Genomic DNA, 25,333 nt, shown 5'->3' with positions numbered 1-25,333 from the left:
GTCGGTCGGCGTCAGCCGTCCTTGTGGCTCGTCTTATGGATCGTCTTGTGGATCCAGCTCTTGAACGCGGGCACGTTGGAGTAGAGCCCCGGCCCCGTCCCGCAGCCTTCGCGGAGGCTGCCAGGACCGGACGTGGCGCCGATCAGCTCCCAGCGGCCGTTCTTCGCGCGCTGGAGCTGCGGGCCGCCGGAATCGCCGTTGCACGCCATGGCCTTCGGCTTCTCGCTGACGGTGCACAGCCGCGTCCGGCCCGCCCAGCCGGGGGCGCACTCGCTGGCCGCGCCCCTGCGCGTGTCCAGTTGCTGGAGGCGGTCGGGGAACTTCGCGTCCTCCAGCGAGGGCGCCTCGACGACCGTGCCGTAGCCGAGGATGCGGGTGGGCGTGCCGAGAGGACCCGCCTTGTCGGCGATGCGGACGGGCTTCTGGGAGACGGGACGGTCCAGGCGTATCAGCGCGAGGTCGTTCTTGTTGTACGTCGTCCCCGTCATGTCCTGCACATAACCGGGCGCGGTGACGATCTTGTCAATACCGCGGACGGATCCCCCAGTCGTACGGTGGTCACTCCCGACACGGATCGTGCCGGTCAGCGTGGCCAGTTCGGGGTTGACGCAGTGCGCGGCCGTCAGGACCCACCGGGGGTCGATCAGTGTCGCCCCGCACTGGGCGCCGTACTCCCTGACCGGCACCGTCGCCATGAACGAGTAGTGCTGCGTGGCGTCCTCGCCGTTGACGATGGCGCTCGCGCTGCCGCTCATCACCGTGACGCCAAGGAGCGCGGTCGCGCCGAGCGCCGCAGCGCTCCGGGCGAGCAGGCGGCGCGAGGCGTGCCGGGAGGGGCCGGCCTGGCCGGAAGGAGAGGTCCCGGGGGTGGGAGCGGTGTCCGTGGCGTGCATGAACAGGCCTTTCGTAATAAGGGTGACGGAGGTGTGCGTGGGCGAGGCTGCTGTCCGCCTTCGTCCCGCCGCTCTGCGATCATCCTTCGCCTGCGGCGCCCGGAAACAGCGGCTGCGATGTCACCCTGGGCTAAATTCTGGACATGTCAGTGATCGCCGTCCTCGCCCTCGACGGGGTTCCGGGGCATCAGCTCACCGCCCCTGGACTGGCCTTCGCCACGGCGGCCAGGCACCACCACCCGGTCGCGTACGAGGTGCGGGTGTGCGCGGGGCCGGGGTTTTCCAGCACGGGCGGCCCCGCGGCCTTCGGCATCGAGGCGCCGTGGGGCATGGAGGGGCTCGACGACGCCGATACGGTGCTGCTGCCGGGGCACGCGGGCTTCCGGGCCGCGCCGCCGCCCGGCGTCGTGGACGCCCTGCGGGCCGCGGCGGCGCGCGGAGCCCGCATCGGCGCCGTCGGCACCGGTACGTTCACGCTCGCGGCCACCGGTCTCCTCGACGGGCGCCGGGCAGCCACCAGCCGGCGGCACACGCGCGAACTGGCGCGACTGCACCCGCGTATCGACGTGGACCCCGAGGGGGCCGCGGTCTCCGACGGTCCCTTCCACAGCGCGGCCGGGGTACTCGGAGGCATCGACCTGTGTCTGCACCTGATCACCCTGGACCACGGAGAGCCGGTCGCCATCGAGACGGAACGGCAGCTCTTCCTGCACCTGCACGCGGAGGTGGAAGACGCCGAGGTGGCGGCGGCCGGGGCAGGTTCGGGGTCCGGCCAAGGTGCCCTCGCCAGGCCCGCTGGGCGAGCCATCCAGAGTGGCTCCGAAAAACCCGCGCCGCGAGCCGGTCAGGGTGGCGCTGCCGAGGTCGCGTACAACGCCATTACCCCGCCCGGCAGCAGTCTCGAACCGGTGACGCGGTGGATGGAGGCCAACCTCCACCACGCGCTCACCCTCGACGACATCGCGGGCCGGGCACAGCTCGGCGTCCGCAGCTTGACCCGCCGTTTCCGCGCCGAGACGGGACTCACCCCGCTCCAGTACCTGCTCCGCATGCGGATCCAGCACGCCCAGCGGCTCCTGGAGCGCACCGACGACCCGGTGGAACGCATCGCGGCCCGCAGCGGTCTCGGCACCCCCGCCAACCTGCGCCACCACTTCCAGCGCTCCACCGGCACCAGCCCCACCATCTATCGCACGGCGTTCCGTGCGCTGGTCTCCGGCATCACCTGGCCCGACCGTCCCGATCAGCCGTAATCACACCGGCAGGAAAAAGGGCGGAGTGAGTGCTCACTCATTGACGGAGTGAGCACTCACTCCGTACTCTCGCGGTATGACAGAACCCAAGGAGAACCAGACCGGCCGCCGCCGCGCCCCCGGCATGTCACCGCAGGAGCGGCGCGCAATGATCATCCAGACCGCGATCCCCCTGATCGCCGAATACGGCGCGGCGGTGACGACCGCGAAGATCGCCCGCGCCGCCGGCATCGGCGAGGGCACGATCTTCCGGGTCTTCGCCGACAAGGACGAACTGCTCCAGGCCTGCATCGCCGAGGCGCTCTCCCCCGAGCACGCGGTCCGCGAACTCGACGCGATCGACGTATCCCAGCCGCTGCCCGACCGGCTCGCGGAGGCGGCCGAGGCGCTGCAAGCGCACATGGCCAGAATGGGTACGATCATCGGCTCGCTGGGGCATCACGGCGGCAAGCACCCGGGCACGGTGCGTGGGGCGGGCCGTGACGAGTCGACGACCCGCATCCGCGCCGCCCTCGCGGAGCTGCTGGAGCCCGACGAGGCCCACCTGCGCCGACCGCCGGAGCAGATCGCGGCTCTCTTCTTCGGGCTGCTCTTCACCCAGCCCCGCACGGAGGACGAGCCCGACCTGACCCCGCGGGAGCTGGTGGAGGTCTTCCTGCACGGGGCGCTCTCGGGCGACGCCAAGTGAGCGCGTGGAGAGGGCGCCTGGGGGTTACGGCCCTGGCCGTCCTGGCCCCCGTCCTGGTGTGGCTGATCGCGGATCCCCTGCTGGGACACCGGCTGCGGATCACCGACGGCGAGCAGAGGCTCGACATCGGCGCCGTGCCCGTGGCGGTCCTCGCGCTGCTCGCCGCGGTCTGCGGCTGGGGACTGCTGGCCGCCCTGGAACGGTTCGGGGCGCGACACGCCCGCACCATCTGGCGGGGGACGGCCGGTGCCGTACTGGCCGTTTCCTTCCTGCCGTTCATCGGCGACGGCATGGACGGCGCTACGCGGATCACCCTCGCCCTCATGCACCTCGCAGTGGCGGCCGTGCTGATCCCGGGGCTGGGCGGCAGACCCTCCGAGGCGAGAGCCACAGCTGCTCAGGGGTGACCGCCGGCATCAACTACACGGGGAGCCGACTATCGTGGTCCCGCGGGCGTCGGCGGCCGCGCTGTCGCGGCCGCCGACGCCCGTGGTGCCGGTCGCTCACGCCGGGTTGAGCGTGATCCTTGTTTCGGCGTTCTCCGCGATCGCCTCCTTGCTGTAGAGCAGCGGGAAGTACTCACCCACGTTCCACTTCGCCGCGAGGTCGGCGTAGTGCGGGCTGCGCTCGTCCCCGGACTGGCCCGGCGCGTTGATGACGCGCGAGTCGTCCCAGGAGCCGACGTCGAGGGCCATCTTGAAGGTCGGCCCCGCGATCTGGATCCTCGGGAAGCGGTTCGGGAGGTACATCGACATGCGGACCGTGTGGTAGGTGCCGTCCGCCTGGGCGCCACCGACGTACGGGCCGCCGAGCGGGCGCATGAACACATGGATCTGCGCCGAACCCCAGCGCCACTTGGCCGGATCGGCACCGAGGTACCCGCTCACCTCGTCGTACGCCTTCGGCAGGGTGTCGAGGATCAGCTTGTCCCGGGCCTGGGCGCCCTCCTTGCCGAACCACTCCTCGGGCTCGGCGAAGGAGTCGGTCACGACGCGGAAGTCCTGCATGAGCTTGCCCTGGGTCAGGTACTGCGCGGCCTCCTTCGGCAGCAGCGTCTGCGCCCACGCCGGGTAGAGCACATTGGTGATCCAGGTCTCGAAGAGGACCGCTCCCGCGGAGTCCTTGCTCGCGACGCCGTCGTAGCCGCGCAGCAGGTCCAGAGCCTTCTTCGTCGTCGGGTCGGAGGACTCGAGGTCCTTCAGATACGGCAGGATCTCGGAGACCGCGAGCGACTTCACGTCGTTCTGGAGGTCCATGGTGTCCTTGACGGAAGTACCCGACTGCTTCGACAGCACCTCGTCGATCCGGTCCTTGCGGTAACGCTCCGACCACTCGTATCCGAGCGCTTCCTCGTCTCCGGGGAAGTTGTACTCATTGGCGGAGGTCACGAGACCCGACTTCGGGTTGCGCGTGACGGGGAAGTCGGCGCTGTTCCTGAAGCCGGCCCACTCATAGCGTCCGTCGCCGGGCACCGGAAGCAGCCCGTCGTAGCCCTTGCCCACGCGCTTGGGCGAGAGCGCGCCGGGCACCCACCCGATGTCGCCCTTCTTGTCCGCGTACACGAGGTTGGATCCCGGGGCCTTCCAGTGCCGCACGGCCTTGGAGAAGGTGTCGAGGTCCCCGGCCTTCTGGAACCTGAGGCTGCCGAGATAGGCCGAGGTGCCCGGCTGCGTCCAGACCGTGCGCACCGCGTACGCCTTGTTCTTGGCCTCGTCCACCTTGACGACCGGGCCGTGCCTGGTGAAGGAGAGCGACGACTTCCGCGCGCTCTCCCCGGCCACCGGGATGTCTTCCTCGGCGGTATTCATCGGTACCCAGCGGCCGCCGTAGCGGTACTTGGTGGGGTCCCCCGGCTTGAGGTCGTACACGTAGAGGTCCGACTGGTCGGCGGCCAGGTTGGTCAGGCCGAACGAGATCTTGCCGTTGTGCCCCATGCTGACCCCGGGGTTCCACGGCTCACCCGCGCCGATGATGTTCAGGCCGGGGGCGGAGAGGTGGGTGATGTAGCGGTTCGAGGGTGCCGAGGTGTTCGCCCGGTGCGGGTCGCCCGCGAGGATGGGCCTGCCGGTGGAGGTGCGGCGCGGCGACACCGCCCAGGCGTTGCTGCCGCCCATCCCCTCGCGCAGCGCCGGGGCCTCCTCGGGCTTCTTCACCATCTTGCCGTTGTTGAAGGTCACCGGGGTCGTGGCCAGCTGGTAGGTGGCCAGGACGTCGTCCGGGAGCGAGCACAGGTCGAGGCCGTCGGGCACCTTGGGCTTGTGCTTCGGCTCGAGCCTCGCCAGGTACTTGCTCGCGTCCGGCCCGCCGAGACACATGAGCTTGGCCCGGGTGACCTCGTTGGTGAGGTTGCTGACGAGGCCGTGGGTGCGGATCCGCACCAGGTCCTCCGGCTTCCAGCGCGCGGGCTTGTAGCCGAGCTTGCGGAACTCCTCCGGCACGGCGTCCGGGTTCTTCTCCAGCCAGTCGACGTAGGCGTTGACGCCGGACGCGAAGCGGGTCGCGATCTCCTTGGCCTCCGGGCCGTAGCTCGCCCACTCCTTGTCCATGTCTCCGCGGTAGAGGAACAGTCGCGCGGCCCGGTCCTGCTCCACATAGTTCTTGCCGAGCACCTCGCTCAGCTCACCGAGCCCGCTCCGACGCCAGGTGTCCATCTGGAAGAGCCGGTCCCGCGCGGCGTTGAACCCCTGTGCCTGGAAGAGGTCGCCGGTGGTGGACGCGGATATGTGGGGCACCCCCCACTTGTCGACGGTCATGGAGACCGGCTCCGCAAGGCCCGGCACCGCGTAGGAGGTCTCCGCGATCGCCCCGGAGTCGGCCGGGTCCGGGCTCTCCGCGGTCGCCGACAGCGGCACCACCAGGGGCACCGTGAGGGCGGCCGCAGCCAGCAGTATCTTTATGGGCGGTCTCATCTCGACCTTCACCTCGGGGACTTGGAGCGGATAGAGAACACCTCCGGAGGCCGGCATGGGCCAACTGCCCGGAAGTCTCCTCACTTTAGGAGTGATCGTTTGCTCCGCCCCACCCCACACAACCCCACACTGGCAGCACGGGCGCTTGGCGACTGTCAGTCACTCATGAACACCGACCGGAACTGCGGACCAGCTTGCTGCACAAGCCAGGTGACGGCTCATCACATAGTTGTGGACGCGCGCGAGTGGTGCTTCACGAGAGCGCTGTCCAGCAGGCCGACCACGACGGCCGCGGACACCTGGGGGCCGAGCCGCGAAACGGCGGGCCAGCCCTCCGGTTGCGCTCGGGCCATCTGCTTGACTCCGCCGCCGGACGGCCACCTCACGGGCGGTGGCCCTGATGGACATCACCCGCAGAGGTCTGTTCTCCGCTCTCCGCGCTGTCGGCGGCCGGGCAGCGCGCAGCTCGCCGTGGTCACTGCCTGCCCCGATCTGCCAGACCAAGTCGGGCGGGCACCCCGCTCCTCACAAGCCATCGAAAACCCGTCAGCGACGACCGCGGACGCATCGCCGTCAGCTCCTGCATCTGGACCCGCCCCACCGAAGGCGAGCCCGACTTCGCCCCCTGCCCACCACACATCGCCCCCGACCCAGCACTACGCGCCGTCTGGACGACCCGGGAACGCACCTGGCCAAGGTGGTCGACAGACGCTGAGCCTGAGCGTGATGGGCAAGGCCAGGGCCGCGCGGTCCGGAACGCCAGATACCGACTGAAGGCTTCGTGGCTGTCGGGGGTGAAGCGCCAGCCCTGGGGTCTGCATGCCCTAGTGATGGGTCGCCGGACACGGCGCGTGCGCCCCGTGCATGGGGAAATGTTCCCGATGCGCACGACGACATGGCATGGCGTCGGGTCCCCGCGTCGGCGGGGATGGCCCTCATGACTAGGACGTCTGCCCCGCCCGCCGCGCGCTTGACGTTCCATGACCATTGGCCCCCAGCGTCTGTGACGTCTGAGGGCCAATGGGATCCGCCGTGGCGATGTGCAATTACGGCCGGAAATACTCTGTAGGACCTGACCACGAGGCAGTATGAGCGTTGTAGAGCCAGACTCCGACCTTTGTAATACCCCCCGGATATGCCGAACCATCAAGGGTGAAGTTGTAAGGCACGGTCTCATTGACTGCGAACTTCCCCTGAGTGGGGCGGTTCTGGGAATCGACCAGCATGCTGCCCGCCCATGCTTCGAAGCCTACTTGCGTTCCCGCGCCGCCGATGTTCTTCACCTCTCCTTGGACCTGAACGGAGCGATTGAGCCAGGTGAAGCTACCCCGGGCCGAGTGTGTGCCCAGGCCGGAGGAGACTTCGAAGGTGGTGGTAGCAGCGAGGGCGGGGCCTGCGGCGAGCATGGTGACCGCGGCGGCACCCACCAGAGTGGCACCAACTTGCTTTAAACGCATGAAATCTCCTTACAGCCAAGGGAGTCGTGCGTACATCAAGAATCTACGCCCTCACGATTTCGCGTCTAGATCAATTCAGGTCACGATGCCGGTGCCCGAAAAGCCCGGCTGCATTGGGAGAGCCCCCTGAGAGACGGATTGGAGCGGGGCGTGCAGCACGGCCTGTGGAAAGCGGAGTTCATCGACATTTAGCAGTTGGAATTCGCTCTGACACTTGGAGGGGGCATGCCGAGGCGGTCCGAGAGCGGGTGCGCCAGACGTCGTTGCATTTGATGTGGTCGGTACCACTAGGTCGTTGCGGTCTTGGAGCGTCTTGTCCCGGACGGGCTGTGGGAGTTATTCCAGCGGGTGGTGCCGGTGGCGCCGAGACGTCCGCAAGGCGACGGGTGACGTCGCTACGGGGACCGGGAGGTGTTGGCCGCCATCTTGTTCGTGGCCACTGCCGGGGGTACCTGGCGGCAGGTTCCCGAGGCGTTCGGTCCGTCGTGGTTGACGGTGTACCGGCGTGGCTCCCAGCTCGCCGTATCGTGCCGCGAATTGCCCGCAGAGGCATCCAGTCCTCAGCCCGCCTGGGACGGCACCGGTGGGCGGTCAACGGACTGTGAGCTGGCTGGGCGGATTCCGCTGCTCGCACCGGCGCTACGAACGCAAGCCCGAGCACTTCCTCGCCTTCGCCGCTTTCACCCGACAGAGACCGCTCGCGGGTGAATCCACATCGTCCAGCAAGATGGACGGCGTGGATACGAACGGAAGCCACGCTCCTGAAGACCTCGTCCACTGGCGCGGCGAACTCGTTGACCTCGTCAAAGCCGCCCGCCACGCAGATGCGTCAGCCACCGCCCTCGTGGACCGCGCCGCGATCGCAGCCGTACTGGAGAAGGCCGCCTATGGCCAGGTGGGACCGGCGTAGGCCCGCGCCGAAACGGTAGGACAAGCTAAGAGCGCCGGACAGGAGCTTGGCCGACGGCGCCGTGCCGTCGCCACCGAGCGGGGGTTCTGTTGCAGGGCCGCGACCAGAGTGAGCCGGACGCCCCGTGCTCAAGCGTGCGTCAGTGCGCTGGCCTTGCACCGGTCCGACGCGTACGCCCTGTAGCAGTACCGCCTCGCGACGCCTATGGTCTGTCCTAGAGGCCGGTGCCCGCGCTGAGGACGCCGCACGGTGGCCGTGCCTCGCGGCTCCCAAACCCTGGGCTGCGTACGGGACAGCACGGCTCAAGTCCGCCGGAGCTCTCTGATCCTTCGCAGCGAACCCAGAGGGTCCCGGCATTCCGTCCTCCCCGCCCGTGCCTGGAGCGGCTCCCGCGTGCTCCGGCGAAGGCAGCAGGGAGGGCAACCGGCGCGGGGAGCAGTGGAGGGGAGCCACCACCCTCGCGTCGCGCGGCCGCCGCCGGTCGCCGACAACCGGCGGCGGTCGCCCACTCACCACCGCACGACCATGCCGCTCCTCCCGCACACGACAGAGCGCCCGGCCGGAGTCTCCCGGCCGAGCGCTTGCCTGCACCCGTTCGTCACGCCTCGGCCCGGAAGTCACCGGGCCGCAGGCCTATCACCTCACCTGACGGACCGATCAGCAGGGGAGGGTGGACTTGCCGGCCGCGCCGGTAGCACCGGTGGTGCCATCGGCAGTGAACGTGGCCGCGGTTCCGTTGCCGCCGGGCTTACCGGGGCACACCGGGCTCGCGGCGCCGCCGACGCCACCGGCTCCGCCCTTGTGGCCGCCACCGACGATGGAGGCACCGCCGTTACCGCCCTTGCCGCCGGCGATGCCTGTACCGGCATCGCCCACGCCGCCTACGCCGCCCTTGCCGCCGGTGCCACCGAGCTTGGCCGCCCCGCCGAAACCGCCTGCGCCGCCGTTGCCGTTGGCGCCGCCCGCACCGCCCGCGCCGCCGGCGCCTCCGGTGCTCGCACTGCCGTCGCCGTTGCCGCCGGCGCCGCCCGTGCCGCCGTTGCCGTTGGCTCCGGCCGCGCCACCGGTACCGCCGAGGCCGCCGACCCCGCCGTTGCTCCCCACGCCGTTGACGCCGTTCGCTCCGGGCAGTCCGAGAATGCCGAGGCTGGTGGCCGTACGGGTGCTGCCCGTCTCGGCCCGGGCCGTCGCAGAAGCCAGGGTGGGAGTGAAGGCCAGGCCGGCCGCGGCGATCGCGGCGATCAGGACCGTTCGCGGAACGAGGGTGGTGCGCGTGGTGCGCATGAGGTACGCCTTCCATGGTGCCCAGCTGGAGAAGTTCTCCGGCTGACAAATCATCAGCCTAGCCAGGAAGGACACCCGCCGCACTCTCCAGAGTGATCAAATGTCTTGAAATAGAGCTATTAACTGAACTTTGGCCGTAAGTTCCTAATTTTGGCTCCGAGAATCGGCTGCGGCAGCACAGCCTCCATGAGGACACCGTGCGGCTCCCGACCGCGTTACGCGTGGTCGAGCGACCGGCGGGGCGCGGGGGCGCCCCGCGCGGGGAACGCCGACGCCGTCATCCGCTGGTGTTCCTGGGCGAACGCGGGGTCCGCGCTGTAGGCGGCGTTTCCGCGGATCGGCGTGGGCAGTGGGCGTTCTTCGCTCCGGCCGAAGGCGATGGGGTCCCGCAACTGGACGTCGACTTCGGGGCCTTCGCCCGCTCCCGCGGGGAACACCGGACCGCCGATGGGATCGGTGGCCCGCCACAGGTTGCGCCAGCTGTCCACGTCTCGGTGCAGGGCCCGCAGCTCCCGCTGCCCGAAGAATGCCGGGAACAGCCGCCCGTAGAGGCGCTCCAGAGGTGAGCCGTAGGTGAGCAGGCGCACTCGGCGGCGTACGGACGGGGAGAGCTGCCAGATGGCGGCGGCCGCGAGCACGCTGCCCTGGGAGTGGGCCGACACCAGGATCCGGCCGCCCGTCGTCCGGCACCACGTCGACATCCGCCAGGTGAGATCGGGAACGGCCCGCTCCGAGTAGCTGAGCCGCGCGAACGGATGGGCGGCGCAGGGCCAGAAAGTGCCAAGGCCCCACACGATGCCCAACAGCCCGTGGGACGTGGGCGCACGGGAGACCCGGCGGCCGGAGTTGAGGAAGACGACGACTCCGAGGGCGATCAGCCAGGACCCGATCCCCTTCAGCGCCTGGCCCAACTCCCCCAGGAGCTGCGGCAGTCCCGCCCCGGGGTCGCCCGGCGGGGCGTCCGTGACGAAGGCGCCCGCCAGGGTGGCCGCACTCAACAGCAGCACGGCCGCGGCGACGGCGCTCAGCATCATGGGGATCGAGTCGGTGATACGGGCGCGCGCCCGGGCGGCGGCGATCCGGCGCGCGCGCAGCAAGTCGTAGGAATCGCCCGGATAGTCGACCTGTGCGAAGACGCGCAACCGCCGTTCATTTCTGCGGAGTTGGATGTGCGTCGCGCCGACGAGAGCCAACAGCACGATGAGCAGCACGGGGATGGCGGACACCTGCCAGGTCATCGCGGGAGGGGGCCCGGCGATGGCGCCGCGTGTCGTGCCCGGCTCGCCGTGGTTGCCGAGCCAGTCCGCGAGCCCCTGCACGGCACCGGCGGCCATCATGTTGTAGAGCGAGAAGGCCAGCGTCACGGCGGTCGCCGGGGCGAGGCCCCGCAACAGGATGCGCGGGGCGGGAGCCCTGCGGAACAGCACCGTCCCGGCTACGGCGAGCGCCACCACCATCGCGCCTTGCACCAACAGCAGTCCGCTGTAGATGACTTCCGTGCCCGGCAGCGGTCCCGCCGACCTCCATCCGGGTCGGGACCACATGGCGTACGGGAGGCAGAGCACGACGAGGGCGGCCGAGCCGCTGGAGACGCCTCGGGTGAACGCTCGGTCCAGTCGGCGGTCGATCCGATGCTCAGAGCGGCCCCGACGACAGATTCCCCACACCGCGGTCAGGCCGAGGCAGGCGATGAGTACGCTCAGCAGCCAGCCGCAGACGACCAGGGCTGCCGGTCCGCCGGCCTGCCGGTCGTAGCTGCTCGGCGCCGCGACGAGCAGTACGGCGACGGTGCACAGCCCGGCGGCGGTGTGCGTCGAGTTGAGCCGGGCCAGAAGGCGCCTGCCGTACCAGAATCCCGGCATCGAGAGCGCAGGCCGAAGCTCCCCATCCTCCTCGGGGTCGCTTTGATGAGGCAGCAAGTCCTGGGACTCGTACGCGTTCCATGTCTGCCGGGACAACCGCCACAGCAGGCCGATGAACGCGCACGGCAGCAGCGACCCCACGGCGAGACGGCGGCCCGGCTGGCCCCACCAGCCGGACTCCGCCGAGAGGAAACCCAGCCAGAAGCTCTGCTCACGCGCGCATGCGGCCCGGCCCGCGCACTGCCAGGCGACGAGATCCATGGAGAGCGCACACGCAGCCGTCACCACCATGACGGTCAGGCTGAGCGCCGCAAGTCTGACCAGCACGGCGTGCAGTCTGATGGTGCGCCGGTGCCCACGGGCGGGTGGGCGCATCCAGTGGGCGAGGTTCACGAGCATGAAGGGGAGCAGCAGGAACCACAGCACCCGACCGGGCCGGCCCGGCGCGAGCGGCCCCCAGCTGTAGGTCTCGGGCACGGTGTGCCCCTGGTAGTCCTGCGGCCGCGACTCCGCGTCCACGTCGGCGGCCCTGCGGTGCAGCGCCGCTGTCTCGTCGCCGGCGATCTGCACGACGCCCGGGTCGGCGAGTGTCCGGTCGGGTGTCGCGCCTTCGATGCCGTGGACGAGGAGTTCGAGGACGAGATCGAAACTCGCGTGGCGCTCCGGGGCCGAAGGACGTGGCGTGGTGGCCAGGGCGGCGCGGGCCCGGTCCGAGCGATCCCGGGCCGAGCGGGCCCGGTCCGTGGTCTCCTGCGTGTGGGCGAGGGCCTTGCGCACCGCTTTGGCCTGCGAATGCCGAAGCCCCAGTGTGGTCGACGCCCGCTGGGCCGCCACCGCGAGGACGTCGATGAGCCGTTCCATGCCGGTCACGTCGCCGTCCAGCGCTGCGGTTTCGTGCCGGGCCGAGGCCATCAGGACCAGGGCCTCGAGGGACCGGGGATGGTCGTCCCCCAGCCGGTCCATCTGCTGGAGGCACAGCTCTTCGAGGTCGTGGGCGAGTTGGCGAACACGGTCGTCGTCTTCCGCGCGGCCCGCGGCCAGGAAGAGAACGGAGGTGGTGCGCAGGAGCGTGTCGAGGCGGGGCCCGGACTCCGGTAGCGAGCGGCCCAGTTCGTTCCCCTGCCGGGCGTGCGACTCGGCGGCCCGCCACCTGCCCTGCTCGGCGGCGCACAAGGAGAGGTTCGTGTGGGTGTGCGCCTTCTCGACCGGGGTGTCCGCGGCGTCCAGCGCCGACTCCAGCGCGGTCAGGGCGTGGTCGAGGCAGGCGCCTCCCTCGTCGATGAGGGCCGCGGCGAGCCGGTTGTGCACCACGCACCGGTATTGCCGCTCGACACGTGACGCGTCGATCCACCCCGCGGCCACGTCCAGCGCGGCGGCGAGTTCTTCGGCCAGGTCCAGCTCGCGCAACAGCGTGACCAGATAGGCGAATTGCTGTGCGTCGTCGGGGGTGCGCAGAAGCGTCCGGTCGTCGGCGAGCGTCGTGAGGCGGGCCCGCAGCGCGTCCAGCGATCCGGGCTCGCCCCGCATCGCCCGCTCGGCGTCGGCGATCCGCTGTGCCCACCCCGGGGTGGTGTGCTCAGTCATCCGAAGCCCCGCCCAGCCACTGGGCGTCCAGCGCACGAGACGCCCTCTCACGGCTCCGCGCGGCTTCCTCCGGCGTGATGAGGCCGTCCTCGAGCAACTGCCGGACCTTCTTCAAGTACCCGTCGATGTCCACGGCCGGCGGGTCCGGGCGCGGCTCGGCCGGGGGTCTCGGGCCGGGCACGAGCATGGGCTTCCCAGCCGCCACCTCGCGCAGATGAGCGATGTCGAAGCACGGGAACCGCTCGGCCGCGTGCTGTACGGATGCCGCGAACACCACGTTCGTGTCCCGGGAGCCGTCCGCGCGGCTGAGTTCCTGCTCCATGAGGATGCCCACGACGGGCCACTCGGCCGGTTCCGCGTCGGCGGGGACGGCGTGGACCGGGCTTCCGGAGTAGCCCCCGAAGTCGTGCACCAGCTGGTCGACGGTCATCTGTAGCCCCGTGAACTCGCCGTGCGCGTCGCTGCGATGAGTGATCGGCGCGTGGGTGACCCGCCCACTCAGCGCGGTCTTCGTATCCGGCGGCCGGTAGGTGCCGAGCCATGCCACGCCCCGCCGCGGATGGTCGGTGGGCGGGGCGGGCGGAAGGTCGTACGCGTGGGCGTCGAGGACAGCGACGAGCGCGAGGTCCGACTCCTCGATCCGGTCGCACAGTCGTCCCGGGACCCGCTTTCCGTCCGGAAGGTGCAGATCCAGGCGAACGTCGTCGCCGGAGGCCCCCGACACGACGTGCAGCGCGGTCAGGACGAAGCTCCGTGTGAGCAGGAACCCTGCGCCCAGATGCGACTCACCTTCGTGGATCCGCACCCAGTACGCGTCCGCGTACGACTCCGCGTTCACGGCGCGCCGTCGGCCCGTTCGACCGTGAGTGTCACCTCGAGAGACGCCTCCGCCGAGGCCTTCGAGAGGATGACGCCCGCCTCGGCGGCGAGCGTCAGGCCGAAGGTGACCTGCACGCTGCTCACCGACCAGCCGTGCCGTTCGGGCACCTGAGCCAGGGAGTCCTGGGCCAGGACCGTCGCCTGCTGGATGGCCTCCCGTACCTCGTCGGCCCGCTCGGCGAGCGGGGCCGAGCGGCGCGTCCTGGTGCTGATCTGACGCGAGCCGTGCCCATCGGTCTCGACCGTCTCGATCCGTACGAGCGAAGGGGCATCCTGATCAGCCATGGCCGCTCCCGCTCCCCCGTCGAGTCGTCCCCGTCGCTGGCCAGCGTAGACCGCAAGAACTGGGCGATGGAGGGGAACGAGAGGTTCCTGTCCGACCTACGCCACCGGGCGTAGCGCCCGTCGGCCGCCGGGACGCGGCCGCGGGCCCTCAGTCGAGGCAGAACTCGTTGCCCTCCACGTCCTGCATCACGATGCAGGACTCCTCGACGCCATCGGCAGGCAGCAGTCGCACGCGCACCGCGCCGAGCGCGACCAGCCGTGCGCACTCGGCCTCCAATACGGCAAGGCGCTCTTCACCCACGAGCCCGGCGCCGGCCCGCACATCGAGATGCACCCGGTTCTTGACGACCTTGCCTTCGGGGACACGCTGGAAGAACAGTCGCGGCCCGACCCCCGAGGGGTCGACGCACGCGAATGCCGAACCCCGACGCTCCGCAGGCAGCGAGCGGTCGAACTCGTCCCAGGAAGCGAACCCCGCCGGCGGCGGCGGTACGACGTACCCCAACGCCTCGCACCAGAAGCGGGCAACGCGCTCGGGTTCCGCACAGTCGAAGGTGACTTGGAACTGCTTGATCGATGACATCGGCCCACCATAGTGGCGCGCGTCGTTCCGCCAGAGGCGGTGCCGCGTTTCGTGCCGCTTACGTCTGGAACAACTCTGCCGAGCAGGGCATCCTGGCCTTGGGCCAACGCTTCGCCTGAGCACCTCGACCGGGTGGCCTGCGGGTCCTGAAGTCCGCCCGTTACGCGGCTCGGGAGTCGCGGCGGGATCCCGCGGCCCGGCCCGGCAGATGTGGGCGCTCGGCAGGCTGGCGGGACAGACGCAGGCGATGCTGGGTCCCGATCTGCCGCGCCACCCGCCGGTGGGGACCGCAGCGCGGGAGGGGTTCGTTCGCAGCGCTCTCGCTCTCGCCCTGCATGTGCGGGCGCACAGCTGGGCGGAGAAGGATCTCGGCCCGGTCGGCGTACCGGGCCGGGAGGACGTCCCGCACCCCGGGGAGCGCGGGGCGGCCGAAGCCTTCGACGCCCTCGGGCGGCTGCTGCTCCCGAACGCCTCGCCCGAGGGTTGGGCCGCCACCCTCGTCACCGACCTCGCCCGCGGCGACGAGACGCTGGAGACGGCGGTCAAGGTGGGCAAGTACATCCAGGATTTTCAACCGGAGTCCCGGCGTCGGGCCCGGGCCCGGCTTGCCGTCGGACTGGGCAGCGCGGTCGGGCGGCGCACGAGCACCTGTCCCTCAGCATCCGGCGACGGCTGCCTGGACAGACAGCAAGAACTCCGTACCCTGGCCGGCGGCATCCGTCGCGAACGGGCAGCAGCCGTTCTCGCGGCCTTGAACACCACCCCGAGATCCGGAGCGGTCGAGGGCAACGTCACCCGCATCGACCTCCTGAAGAGACAGATGTGCGGCCGGGCCAACTGCGACCTCCTGCGGCGCCGCCCCCTGCTCTCACCGTGATCCACCAGTCGGCAGCCCCAAATCAGCGATAGGGCCAGGTTCCGTGACCTGGTTGCTGAGCGTTCGGGTGCCCGTGAAGTTGTGCACGGAGAGAGTGGGCTATTTGGTCTGCCTGGTCAGCCGTTACCCGCTCCTGCTCTGGTCGCCGAAGCAGCTCGAAGATGCCCGGCCCACGATGCTCCGGTTGCAGATCTGCCATGCGCGGAACTATGTGGAAGTGCACGTGCGTGAAGCCTTCGGCTTCGGCGAATTGGACGACGTAGGTCTTGGTGCAACCAGTGATGCTCCGGAGAGCCTGGGAGAGCTTGACCTGCCACATTCCTAGGGTAGAGGCCTCAGCGTCGGTGAGGTCATGAACTGCGGCAACGTGGCGTCGAGGCAGCAGAACCAGCCAGCCGGGCACTGCGGTGTTGAGGGCGTGGGCCACTCGCCAGTATTGGTCACCTACCACGCACTCGCGTGGTGGTAGGTCGTCGAACTCTGCTTCCTTGCTGCATGTGTAGCACTCGGGAGTCGTCATGCAATGGGATAGTAGAAGCGCTTCTCCGGGAACATCTGCTGGCCTCAGCCAGTTTGTGTTTGAGGTCCGGTGAGGCGATTCGGGGGGACGCCTGTACCGCGTATGCAGGCGGTTCCATGAGGTCGATGTCGCAGCCGAGGCCTGCTGCGGCGCCTGGACCGGTAGGCCGAGGGCCGCGGGCCCGACCCTTCCGCCTGCGTGCTGGACTCCCAGACAAGGCGGTGAGCTGTTCGAACACGCCGCCCTGTTGCCACTTGGCGAAGTAGCTGTACGTCGCGGCCCAAGGGCGAGATCGTGTCGCAGGTGTCGCCAGGTATGCCGGTGCGGTCCACGTACAGGATCGCGTCCATGAATCTGTCGCAGATCCACTCAGCTTGAACCAAGACGTCGTTCGACATCAAGGCGTCGTCGCGTACTCGGAGGGGAAAAGGTCGGCCAGGACGCCGCCTGCCGTACAGAGCTCCTCAAGGGCCCTCCGGGTTAGGGGCTGAGTCGACTCGGCCAGCGCACCGCCCACGCCGGACAGGTATGCGATTGTCTCGTCGGTCACGAACGAGAGGCGCCAACCACCCTCGACGGCTCTCAGGACGACTCCATCGCAACGGCGATAGTGCTGTGCGGCGACGACCAGGCGCGGCACGCGCGCGTCAACGAACGGGGTGGATATGCCGCGGACATCGAGCCGGAGCCGGATGGCCACCGTTTGGTCCGGCGATGCTGCCAGCCTCAACTCATCCAGGCCGAACTCTTCAGCCGTGCGAGCGCACCAAAGGTCGTCGTCGATGAAGTCGATGGCCCCGAGGAGCTGATCGACGGCCATGTCGCAGGTGACGGTTTGCCGGATTACATCGGTTAGGTAACGGCTTGTGGCCTCGGTCGGATCGAGTAGACCGTGGGCGAGTGCCGCCGATAGGACCGGTTTGCTGGCGACGATGCGTTCGCGCCGGTCTCTGCCGGGCTGTATTAGCAGCCAGCACAAAGCCGCGACGGTTTCCGGCAGGCAAGTGGGCAGCCGGTCGAGTACTTGCGTTCGGGTGGGCTCGTCGAGTTGGTCGAGCCAGCCGTCACCCTGGCCGGTCCCTACGAACGGCCGCAGCCACAGTTGCCATATCTCGTCCAGATCGTCCTCGGTAAGTTCGCCCCGTTCCGGGTGGCGGGCTTGGTCAAGGCGGAGGCAGGCGAGGGTAAGAGCCATCACGGAGAAGTTCACAGCAGGGGCGAACGGATCGACCCATACAAGGCGCGGATCGGTTTGCGCGGCGGCCCAGCGACGCAGGAGGTTGCGGGCGCGCGTCCTGAGCCGCGTGGACGGCTTCCAAGGCCGGGGCGGCCTGTGCTCCCCTTGGGCAGGTTGCTCATGCGTACGGTCGAGGAGCTGTGTTAGAAGGGAATGCGGATGCGCGCCGGCGGTGGCCGGGGTAGAGGCGCGGAGCGCGTCGATCAGTTCGATGAGCGGTTCGGCGCCTCCGAGAGTGTGGCGCCGCCACACGCGGTTGTAGATGCTCGCCCGGGGGTCGCATGCGAACTGTTCGCGTTCGAGGCGCTCCCACAGGTCGTCATCCGTCTGATCACTGTGCTCGCCCCGGGCCTCCGCTGCGGCGCTGGTGGTCGTGGCCAGTTCGCTGACGTCCATGGCGAGGTTGCGGTGCAGCCGGACGAGCGCCCGGCCGAGAGGTGTGTCCAATTCCGCACCGTGGAGTTCGGGGGGAACGTCGCCGCCAGCGCGGGTCGAGCCCTTGATGAACGTGGCGGCGAGGGCGGCCGGATCGTCGACAATGACGCGGTTCGACAGGACTTGCTCGTCGGCGTCGAGGAGTTGGACAAGTCGGCCCTCCAGCGGCCCGACGGTTAGGACACGGCCTTTGTCATCAGCGGTGAGGGCCTGATGGCATGTGAGGTCGTCGAGGAGCCAGTCGTCGCTCCAGGCCGGCTCGGTCGTGATCTCGATCCGGCCATCGGGAAGCGCGCTGGCGGCCACGAGCTGCACCGCGGGGAGCGCCGGCTCCGGTTGGGCACGAAAACTGAGGTACGTCAGCGCTTGAAGACGGTGTTTCCGAACCGTCGTGCCGGGTGGTGTGAATGCGGCCCGAACTTCGTCGGTCCCCAACGGGGCGAGGACGGCGAGTTCGATGTTGCCCTGAGTGGCGTGGGTCAGCCTGAGCGCGGCGCTCGAGAGGTTCGCCGAGCCGGACAGCAGCCACGCTCGCGGTCCCGCCAGGATGCCTATGAGCTTGGCGTGGACGAACTGATCGGGCTCATAGGCGGCCACGTCCACGCCAGCGCCGCTTGTGGCGAGTCGTTCGGCGAGTCGCTCGCCGTTGACGCTGGTAGATCCGGTGACGAAGAGCTTCACCCTTTCCGGCTTCAGCATGTCGAGCAAGGTGCCGACTGCGACGGCATCGGCGTCGTAGAAGGGAGCAGCCAGCCATAACTCGTTCACGCGAGTTCCCGACTCTGCGACAACGGTTGCAAGCTGGTCGGCAATGGGGGTGTCAAGGTTGTGCAGCAGGGGCGATGGCACGTGCTGGGTAACCACGGCCGTGGACAAGATCTGGCCTTCGAGATGCTGGAAGCGTGCGGCGAGCGTGGTGTCACCGACTATGCCGACGAGGCGCCGCATCCATGACCGCCACGCGGCGATGGCGGCGTCGCCGACCAGGGTGCCCGACCTGAAGGTGGTGAACGCCTCGCGGCCGTCGTCCAGACCGCCGGCCGACAGGTTCCCGGAACCGACCAGCAGTGTGGCCCTGCCATCGGTAACCGCCAGATAGGACTTGGGGTGGAATGCCCCGCTGATCCGGACACCGCGCAGGATCCAGCGGCGGTTCACCGGTGCGAGCGTGTCGGCGCGCTGAGCGGGTATGCGGCCGAGGCTGGTGCTGAGACGCCGGTGGTCAGCCAGCACAGCGATGTTGAGCGGCGGTTCGCCGAGCCGGGCGAGGAGGAACTCGTTGAACAGCGCGAGATCCATGGTGTACGTCGTGGCCCATAGCGCCTGCGCGCCGCCGTTGAAGAGTTCGACGATGGGCTGGACTGTACGAGTCATCGGACCGCTCTCGGGAGTGTCCGTCATCCGAGGGCCTCTTCGACGAATCTCATGCCCCGTGCGGTCAGCGCTGCCGGACGTCTATCGTCGTCGGTCTCACTCCACAGTCGAGGTCCCAAGTGAGAGATGCCAGGGGCGCATTGCGGACAGCGGCCAGCGGAAACCGCTCCACTCCATGGTCGTAGAAGTGCAGCAGGCCGTCCTCCCAACGGAAGCGGAAGGTGCGCTCTGGCAGCTTCGAGTACGCGATGCGCTCATGGACGGGGATGACGAACCGCGACACCAGCCACCACAACGTGTCCGCCACGGTGGGGCTACCGGCCAGGTGGGTACGCAGGGCCGCGGTGACGTCTGCGATCGAGGGCTGCCATCCCGACCTGATGGCGGCAGCCTTCTGCCAGCCGTCTCCTGCGCGGCCTTCCATCCGGCGGACCAGCTCAAGCAACACCACAAGACCGGAGGAGGCGGTATCGAGCTGGCTGGTGAGCCGTCGCAGATCGTCCAGCGGTGCAGTTGCCACATCCACGAGGATGCCGTCGGCATCCGGTACGGCGAGCGTGCCAGCCGCCAGCTGGGCGGCGACGGCCGTGGTCGAAGAGGTGGGGTGAAGGTCCGGTTGCCCGGTTGCCAGACCTGCAGCGACCCCGCGCACCTCATCCCAAGTGAGGCCGCGGCCGAGTTCGCCGGTTCGGATCAGGCCGGCTCGGCAGAACTCGACCCAAACCGAGCAGAGCGCCTCCTGCCAGACGTCTTTGGCTATCAGTGCCGCCCACTGGCCCGCTACCACAGCATGGGCGTCGCCACGGGGCACTGGCGGCGACCACAACCCGTCCCGGTACGCAGTCTCCGAGGCGACAACGCTCGGGTCAGCATCCAGAAGCGAGAGGTAGTGACCGACGCTGAGGCACCGCTGCCGCACTCCCGCCTCCGCGAAGACCTCCCCGATAGCTTCCGGTCCGTCACCAACACCCTGTAGTGCGCTGTTCTCGTCGGCCCCTGGGGAGCGTGCTTCGACCGTCGGGGCGTCCGTGCAGAACAGCGCGGCGTGGACGGCAGCACGCTCTTCGGGCAGCTCTCTCAGTCGGCACAGGCAGGCGGCATGGGCGTACTCATCGATTACATCGGCAGGCAGGTCATCGGTCGTCCACATGACGCGCTGGTAGTACGCGGTGTGCTCCACAGCGGACTTGAACGCGCTCGCGGGCCGCCGGGCCCGGTCGGTGTCGTGGAGCACGTCGATAGGGATGGGCCGACCGCCAAGCAGCGTCCCAGCTCTGGCTACGATGCCGAACTCTGCCATCGGCGAGCGATAGTACAACCCGTAACCGCCAAAGGCACTCGCCACTGATTCGCCCCGTTCATAGGGGCCCGGCCCCCTCGCCAGTCCGCTCAGCCTGCGGGCTCCCACCGGGCTCGATCCGCAGCCCCGGGGGCATCGCAGCACGGCGAGGCCGAACTCCCATTCGCGACGCTTGATGAACGCCGACAGCGCGTTTCCGTCGGCCGCCAGGTGACGGTCCCGGTACTCAGCGAGCAGGAAGGCATGAAAGGAGAAGTAGCGGGCCCGCCGGGTCAGCTCCAGGATCCCAGGCAGCAGAACCGGCATCAATCGGTCCTGCGTGGTCGTCTGGAGCCCGAGCGGGTCCCGGCCTTCTTTGAGCTTCAGCGAGGCCTCGATCCAGGCCGGTGCAGGCACTCTCGTCCCGTCTGCCGCCCACCCTTCAGTCTGCACGGCCACCTGTTCGCGCCTCCCCTGTGCCGACCAGGCTTCCCGTAGAACTCCCGTAGCCAGTCGTGCACGACCAAGAACTAGAGTTCTAGAGAACCGCCACAGCGCTGGTGGACAGGGCACGGCACGCCGTTGGCCGGTAGTCCGTCGCTACCTCACCCAGGTATAGCAGCCACTCGGGGGCCCGCGAAGCCACACGAAGGTGTCATCCAACCAAGTCGATCGACAGCGGACCAGTCGGAGCTGAGCGCTGCTGTGACGATCGCCTGAGTCAGCGTCACCTGGCAGGCCGCCGGTACGCCTCGTAGCGTTCCGCGGCCACGTAGCAGCGAGTGAGAGCGATGCGTACATCTCGTGCGCCTACGGAACATTCGACCACGTAGAACAGGCCCAGGGAGTATGCCGCGGGGCCCCTAACTACGCTTCCCGCGTGGGCAGCACGGAGATCTGGGGCAGGTTGATGTGTCGCGGGCGCTCGACGGCGAAGGCGATGAGGTCGGCGATGTCGCTCCCGGAGGGGATGCCCTCGATGGAGGCCACGGCCTCCTGGACGGCGGCGCTGATGGCCGGTTCGTCGATGTGGTCGCGCAGCTCGGTGTCGACGGTGCCGGGTTCGATGTTCGTCACGCGTACGTCGGCGGGGCTGAGCTGGGCCCGCAGATTGCGGGAGAGGTGGCTGAAGGCGGCCTTGGAGGCTGCGTACCCGGCGAAGCCGGGCAGGACGGACTGGGCGGCCGCGGAGGAGATGTTGACCAGGTCCGCGTGGCCCCGCTCGGCCGCTGCCGCGAGCAGGTCGGGGACGAAGGTCTCCACGACGGCGAACGCGCCGGTGACGTTCACGTCGATCATCCGCTGCCAGTTGGCGCCCGCCGACCCGTCCAGGAGGTCGGGCAGGGCGAGTCCGGCGTTGTTGACGACGAGGTCGACGCGGCCGAGGCGGGCGTGGATGCCGGCGGCGGCCGCGGCGAGCGAGGCCGGGTCGGTCACGTCGGTCGGCAGGGCGAGGGCAGTGCCTCCTGCCGCCTCGATGTGGGCCACGTGCTCCGCCAGGCGATCGGCGCGCCGGGCCAACAGGGCGACATGCGCACCCTGGGCGGCCAGTTTGCGGGCGGTGGCCTCACCGATGCCGCTGGAAGCTCCGGTCACGACGGCGATCCGGCCGGTGAGGGGGCGGGCGAGAGAAGCGGTCTGCTCGGTGGTGATGGTCATGGTGGTCTCCCGGGGTGCGTATGCGGAACATGAGGCCCGCATGAGGCCCGCCTGCATGACAGTGCGGGTCCCGCGGTGCTCGCGGCTTCTTGCGGTAGTGACTCTGCGGGAAATCCGCTCCCCTACCCAGGGCTCGGCTCGACCCTAGGTCTGGCAGAACCACCCTGTGACGGACACTTGACCCATGGACTTCCGCACTGAACTCTCCGCGTTCCTCCGCTCCCGCCGCGCCCGGCTGGGGCCGGAGGACCTCGGCGTACGCCCGTTCGGTGGCCGCCGCCGCGTTCCTGGCCTGCGCCGTGAGGAGCTGGCGGATCTGGCGGGGGTGAGCGTCGACTACTACATACGGCTCGAACAGGGCCGCACCCACAACGTCTCCGACAATGTCCTGGACGCCGTCGCCAGGGCCCTGCGCCTGGACGAAGCCGAACGCGCGCACCTGGGCCACCTCACCCGCGCCCTGCGCCACCCGGCTTCGACACCTCCCGTCCCCCAGCCGGTCAGGACGGGTGTGCGGATCCTGCTCACAGCGCTCGGCGAGGTGCCCGCGTACGTGCTGGGCCGCCGACTGGACATCCTGGCGTCCAATCAGGCGGCCCGAGCGCTGTTCACCGACTTCGAGGCCCTGCCGTCCGGGCAGCGCAACGCGGCCTGGCTGATCTTCCTCGACCCGGCCGTGCGCGGCTTGTACCCGGACCGGGAGGCGTGGGAGGAGAGTGCGCGCGGCACCGTCGCGGCCCTGCGCTTGGACCTGGGCCGGTACCCCTGTGATGACCGGCTGTGCGATCTGCTCGGCGAACTGTCGGTGCGCAGCGAGGACTTCCGTGCCCTGTGGGCCGAGCACCATGTGGGCGAGCACTCCTACGGCATCGAGCGGCTGCGCCACCCCACGGCTGGCGAGCTGACTTTGCGCCGCGAGACGCTACGCCTGCCCGGCGAGGGCGACCAGTGTCTGATCACGTACGCGGCCGAACAGGACACGCCGTCCCACTCGGCCCTCGCCGGCCTCGGGGCGCCTCAGCGTTGCGGCGCGGGGAACGCGACGGGGCTGCGCAGGCCGGAGCGGCCGACGGCGCGTACGCCGAAGAAGACGTTGTCCTTGGACAGGTCGACGGTGTGACGGGTGGCGTCGCCGACGTCGATCACATGGGTCCAGTCGGGGTCGGTCGTCTCGCGCCACACGACTTCGTATCCGGCGAGGTCGGCCTCGGTGCCGCGCTCCCACACCAGCTCGGTTTCGTTGGTCAGCGCGGCAGTGAGGATCTTCGCGCCGCGCGGGGTGCCGGGGGCCTGGGCGAGGCTCCACAGGGCGGCGGCATTGACGCGGGCGACGCGGGCGATGAACGGGAAGTCGCAGAACTCCGGCAGGTCCCCGTACTGCTTGCCGTCCACCACGCGGACGTCCTGGTGCTGGTGGGCGAAGTCCTCGGCGGGCTCGGTGAACCGGGCTGCGGGGTAGGCGCGTTCGAGGAAGGGGATGTGGTCTCCGCCGCGCAGGTAGCGGTCGCGGCGGTAGACGACGCGCACCCGCATCCCCGTCGCGTCGTTCGCGGCCACATCCTGTACGAAGCGGGCGAGCTGGCGTGCCGGCGAGTCGTTCTCGCCGCCCACCGAACGTCTGACGGCGGCCTCCTCAGGTGTTTCTGACGAGGGGACGCCCTCCGCGAAGAGGCGGATCGTCCGCGGGTCGCGGGTGCCGTCGTCGGCGGTGGAGCTGCCGACGATGTCATTGGTGAACATCCCCTGGACATCGGCCTTGCGCTGCTTGAACTGCTCCGCCATGTGCGCCGCGCCGAGCAGCCCCTGCTCCTCGCCCGCGACGGCCGCGAACACGAGCGTCGCGCCGATGCGCCGGGTCGCCATGACGCGCGCGAGTTCCATGACGAGCGCGACCCCGGAGGCGTCGTCGTCGGCTCCGGGCGCATCGCTCGTGAAGTCCATGACGTCGCTGGCGCGCGAGTCGTAGTGCCCGGAGACGACGTACAAGCGGTCGGGGGAGGCCGAACCGCGCAGTGTGGCCACGACGTTGGTGATCCGCGTCGGGGTGGGGATGCGCGGGCCCGGTTCCTGGACGTACGACTGGAGCTGGACGGTCATCCGCCCGCCCGAGCGTCGCGCGTGGCGCCGCAGCTCGGCGAGGATCCAGTCGCGGGCGGCGCCGATGCCGCGTACCGGGTCGTCCTGCGAAGACAGTGTGTGCCGGGTTCCGAACGCGGCGAGCCGCCGCACCGTCGCCTCGATGCGCCGGTGGTCGATCTCCCGCAGGATCGCGCGCAGTTCGCGCGGCGGTTCCTGGGCGGTGGGCCGTCCGCCCGCGGTGGCGCCGTCACGCGCGGTGGCGGGGGCCGTCTGCATACCGACGGCTCCGGTCGTGGTGGCGGCCGCGGCTGCGGTCAGGACGGTACGCCGGGAAGTGCCCGTCTGCTGAGACATGCGCCCCATCGTCATGGACACTCCAAATCCCCGCAAGGGTCCGGCCCCCAGGGCCTGACACACACCCGTGAGGTGATCTACGGGACACCGTTACGTAACCTATGAGTGGACGCAATAGCGGGTGATTTACCTTTATCAGGCATTCGCGGGATGGCAGAGAGCAAGAGTCCGTACCGCGTATTTCCACTGAGCCGGTGGGTTCGCGCCGTGCGCGAGCACCACCGCATCACAAAGGGGAGCACCACCGTTATGCGTATCGCCACTCACAGCCGCAGCACCCTTCGTACCGCCACCGTCTCGGTCATCGCGGGTGCGGCCCTGTTGGCTCCGGCCGCCGCGGCCCTGGCGAGTTCGCCCTCTCCCGAGCGGCCCGCCGCCGTGCGGCACGCCGCGGCCGCCGCGAAGGCCACGAAGGCCACGAAGATCGACATCGGAGCCGGCGTCGTCATCACCGTCAAGGACGGTGGCCACCCGTACTACAACGGCAAGCTCCTCAAGCCGGGGCAGACCGTCAATGACGGCATCTACGTGCACCTGAGCGCCGACGGCAAGCGTCTGTACAGCAAGACGCAGGGCGGCGGCACGCCGTACACGATCTGGGATGTCAAGACCGGCAAGATGCTCGGCACCCAGAAGACCAGCCCCACCGCGAAGGTGAAGGCCGCGCTGAGCGCCAAGCCGTCCGCGACCTCTGTCAAGGCCTGGCAGGAACTGCGTGTCAGCGGCAAGGCGACGGGCATCAAGGCGGGCAGCAAGGTGAACCTCCAGCAGAAGCAGCGCGGCACCTGGAAGACGCTGCCCGCCGGCGCGGCCGTGAACAAGTCCGGCGCGTACTCCATGCGCGTCAAGCTCGGCCTGAAGGGCAAGAACGACCTCCGTGTGACGAGCGGTGCCACGCTGTCGCCGGTCTTCCACGTCACTGTGCGCTAAAC

At 69.5% G+C, this 25,333-nt stretch carries 20 protein-coding genes and 1 pseudogene; 7 read left to right on the top strand and 14 right to left on the bottom strand.

Annotated features, from left to right (window positions below):
• Positions 1 to 11 precede the first annotated feature (11 nt).
• Positions 12 to 893, bottom strand: a complete 882-nt coding sequence (locus IG54_RS0124300; protein ID WP_030788298.1) for a S1 family peptidase — start codon at positions 891 to 893, stop codon at positions 12 to 14.
• Positions 894 to 1,036: 143 nt separating this feature from the next.
• On the opposite strand from IG54_RS0124300, the gene IG54_RS0124295 reads away from it, so the two are divergent.
• The 3 genes from IG54_RS0124295 (at position 1,037) to IG54_RS0124285 (ending at position 3,241) form a co-directional block, all read left to right on the top strand.
• On the top strand, positions 1,037 to 2,146 hold the full coding sequence (locus IG54_RS0124295; RefSeq protein WP_234336324.1) for a GlxA family transcriptional regulator: 1,110 nt from the start codon (positions 1,037 to 1,039) through the stop codon (positions 2,144 to 2,146).
• 76 nt (positions 2,147 to 2,222) lie between these two features.
• Positions 2,223 to 2,834, top strand: a complete 612-nt coding sequence (locus tag IG54_RS0124290) for a TetR/AcrR family transcriptional regulator (protein ID WP_030788292.1) — start codon at positions 2,223 to 2,225, stop codon at positions 2,832 to 2,834.
• Entirely contained in the window at positions 2,831 to 3,241 is a 411-nt protein-coding gene (locus IG54_RS0124285; protein ID WP_063756258.1) for a DUF6069 family protein, read from the top strand. The genes IG54_RS0124290 and IG54_RS0124285 overlap by 4 nt, the downstream gene beginning before the upstream one ends.
• Before the next feature lie 96 nt (positions 3,242 to 3,337).
• Here IG54_RS0124285 and IG54_RS0124280 read toward each other — a convergent pair whose 3' ends face one another.
• The 3 genes from IG54_RS0124280 to IG54_RS42135 all read right to left on the bottom strand — a co-directional run bounded on the left by IG54_RS0124280 (position 3,338) and on the right by IG54_RS42135 (position 7,200).
• Positions 3,338 to 5,743: a penicillin acylase family protein gene (locus tag IG54_RS0124280; RefSeq protein ID WP_030788287.1), complete on the bottom strand. Its 2,406-nt coding sequence runs from the start codon at positions 5,741 to 5,743 to the stop codon at positions 3,338 to 3,340.
• A gap of 221 nt (positions 5,744 to 5,964) precedes the next feature.
• Positions 5,965 to 6,096, bottom strand: coding sequence for a hypothetical protein (locus IG54_RS43475; protein ID WP_267883662.1), 132 nt, complete (start codon positions 6,094 to 6,096; stop codon positions 5,965 to 5,967).
• Positions 6,097 to 6,789: 693 nt separating this feature from the next.
• Positions 6,790 to 7,200, bottom strand: coding sequence for a hypothetical protein (locus IG54_RS42135; protein ID WP_158708914.1), 411 nt, complete (start codon positions 7,198 to 7,200; stop codon positions 6,790 to 6,792).
• A gap of 303 nt (positions 7,201 to 7,503) precedes the next feature.
• Between IG54_RS42135 and IG54_RS43820 the strand changes: the two are divergent.
• Positions 7,504 to 7,879 (top strand): annotated as a pseudogene (locus IG54_RS43820) (transposase); the annotation flags it as partial.
• 888 nt (positions 7,880 to 8,767) lie between these two features.
• Here IG54_RS43820 and IG54_RS42130 read toward each other — a convergent pair.
• From IG54_RS42130 to IG54_RS0124245, 5 genes are all read right to left on the bottom strand, one after another.
• Positions 8,768 to 9,394: a hypothetical protein gene (locus tag IG54_RS42130; protein ID WP_030788284.1), complete on the bottom strand. Its 627-nt coding sequence runs from the start codon at positions 9,392 to 9,394 to the stop codon at positions 8,768 to 8,770.
• 215 nt (positions 9,395 to 9,609) lie between these two features.
• Positions 9,610 to 12,840, bottom strand: a complete 3,231-nt coding sequence (locus tag IG54_RS0124260; RefSeq protein WP_234336323.1) for a hypothetical protein — start codon at positions 12,838 to 12,840, stop codon at positions 9,610 to 9,612.
• On the bottom strand, positions 12,833 to 13,678 hold the full coding sequence (locus tag IG54_RS0124255; protein ID WP_051819872.1) for a S1 family peptidase: 846 nt from the start codon (positions 13,676 to 13,678) through the stop codon (positions 12,833 to 12,835). The genes IG54_RS0124260 and IG54_RS0124255 overlap by 8 nt, the downstream gene beginning before the upstream one ends.
• Positions 13,675 to 14,004 carry a CU044_2847 family protein gene (locus IG54_RS0124250; RefSeq protein ID WP_030788275.1) on the bottom strand — a complete coding sequence of 110 codons (330 nt, stop codon included), beginning with the start codon at positions 14,002 to 14,004 and terminating at the stop codon, positions 13,675 to 13,677. The genes IG54_RS0124255 and IG54_RS0124250 overlap by 4 nt, the downstream gene beginning before the upstream one ends.
• A 148-nt stretch (positions 14,005 to 14,152) precedes the next feature.
• Positions 14,153 to 14,587 carry a VOC family protein gene (locus IG54_RS0124245; RefSeq protein ID WP_030788272.1) on the bottom strand — a complete coding sequence of 145 codons (435 nt, stop codon included), beginning with the start codon at positions 14,585 to 14,587 and terminating at the stop codon, positions 14,153 to 14,155.
• Positions 14,588 to 14,834: 247 nt separating this feature from the next.
• On the opposite strand from IG54_RS0124245, the gene IG54_RS40460 reads away from it, so the two are divergent.
• Positions 14,835 to 15,464 carry a hypothetical protein gene (locus tag IG54_RS40460; protein ID WP_158708913.1) on the top strand — a complete coding sequence of 210 codons (630 nt, stop codon included), beginning with the start codon at positions 14,835 to 14,837 and terminating at the stop codon, positions 15,462 to 15,464.
• 22 nt (positions 15,465 to 15,486) lie between these two features.
• Here IG54_RS40460 and IG54_RS40455 read toward each other — a convergent pair whose 3' ends face one another.
• The 4 genes from IG54_RS40455 to IG54_RS0124220 form a co-directional block, all read right to left on the bottom strand.
• Complete coding sequence (locus IG54_RS40455; RefSeq protein WP_078594431.1) at positions 15,487 to 15,984, bottom strand: HIT family protein; 498 nt, start codon at positions 15,982 to 15,984, stop codon at positions 15,487 to 15,489.
• A gap of 397 nt (positions 15,985 to 16,381) precedes the next feature.
• Positions 16,382 to 19,057 (bottom strand): hypothetical protein, encoded by a 2,676-nt coding sequence (locus IG54_RS0124230; protein ID WP_030788265.1) that lies wholly within the window; start codon positions 19,055 to 19,057, stop codon positions 16,382 to 16,384.
• A 37-nt stretch (positions 19,058 to 19,094) separates the two neighbouring features.
• Positions 19,095 to 20,768, bottom strand: a complete 1,674-nt coding sequence (locus IG54_RS0124225) for a hypothetical protein (protein WP_030788263.1) — start codon at positions 20,766 to 20,768, stop codon at positions 19,095 to 19,097.
• 408 nt (positions 20,769 to 21,176) lie between these two features.
• Positions 21,177 to 21,968 carry an SDR family oxidoreductase gene (locus IG54_RS0124220; protein WP_030788260.1) on the bottom strand — a complete coding sequence of 264 codons (792 nt, stop codon included), beginning with the start codon at positions 21,966 to 21,968 and terminating at the stop codon, positions 21,177 to 21,179.
• A 184-nt stretch (positions 21,969 to 22,152) separates the two neighbouring features.
• On the opposite strand from IG54_RS0124220, the gene IG54_RS0124215 reads away from it, so the two are divergent.
• Positions 22,153 to 23,088: a helix-turn-helix transcriptional regulator gene (locus IG54_RS0124215; RefSeq protein ID WP_063756257.1), complete on the top strand. Its 936-nt coding sequence runs from the start codon at positions 22,153 to 22,155 to the stop codon at positions 23,086 to 23,088.
• On the opposite strand, the gene IG54_RS0124210 is transcribed toward IG54_RS0124215, so the two are convergent.
• Positions 22,986 to 24,401, bottom strand: a complete 1,416-nt coding sequence (locus tag IG54_RS0124210) for a M20/M25/M40 family metallo-hydrolase (protein ID WP_078594429.1) — start codon at positions 24,399 to 24,401, stop codon at positions 22,986 to 22,988. The genes IG54_RS0124215 and IG54_RS0124210 overlap by 103 nt on opposite strands.
• 249 nt (positions 24,402 to 24,650) lie before the next feature.
• Here IG54_RS0124210 and IG54_RS43620 point away from each other — a divergent pair, with 249 nt between their 5' ends.
• The gene (locus tag IG54_RS43620) at positions 24,651 to 25,331 is read left to right on the top strand and encodes a hypothetical protein (RefSeq protein WP_106977073.1); all 681 of its coding nucleotides are present in this window, start codon (positions 24,651 to 24,653) and stop codon (positions 25,329 to 25,331) included.
• Positions 25,332 to 25,333 lie beyond the last annotated feature (2 nt).

The organism is Streptomyces sp. NRRL S-920 (assembly GCF_000717945.1).
Taxonomy (GTDB): Bacteria; Actinomycetota; Actinomycetes; order Streptomycetales; family Streptomycetaceae; genus Streptomyces; species Streptomyces alboniger.
The sequence above is the reverse complement of the archived record's forward strand: the minus strand, read 5'-3'. Positions and strand labels throughout refer to the sequence as shown.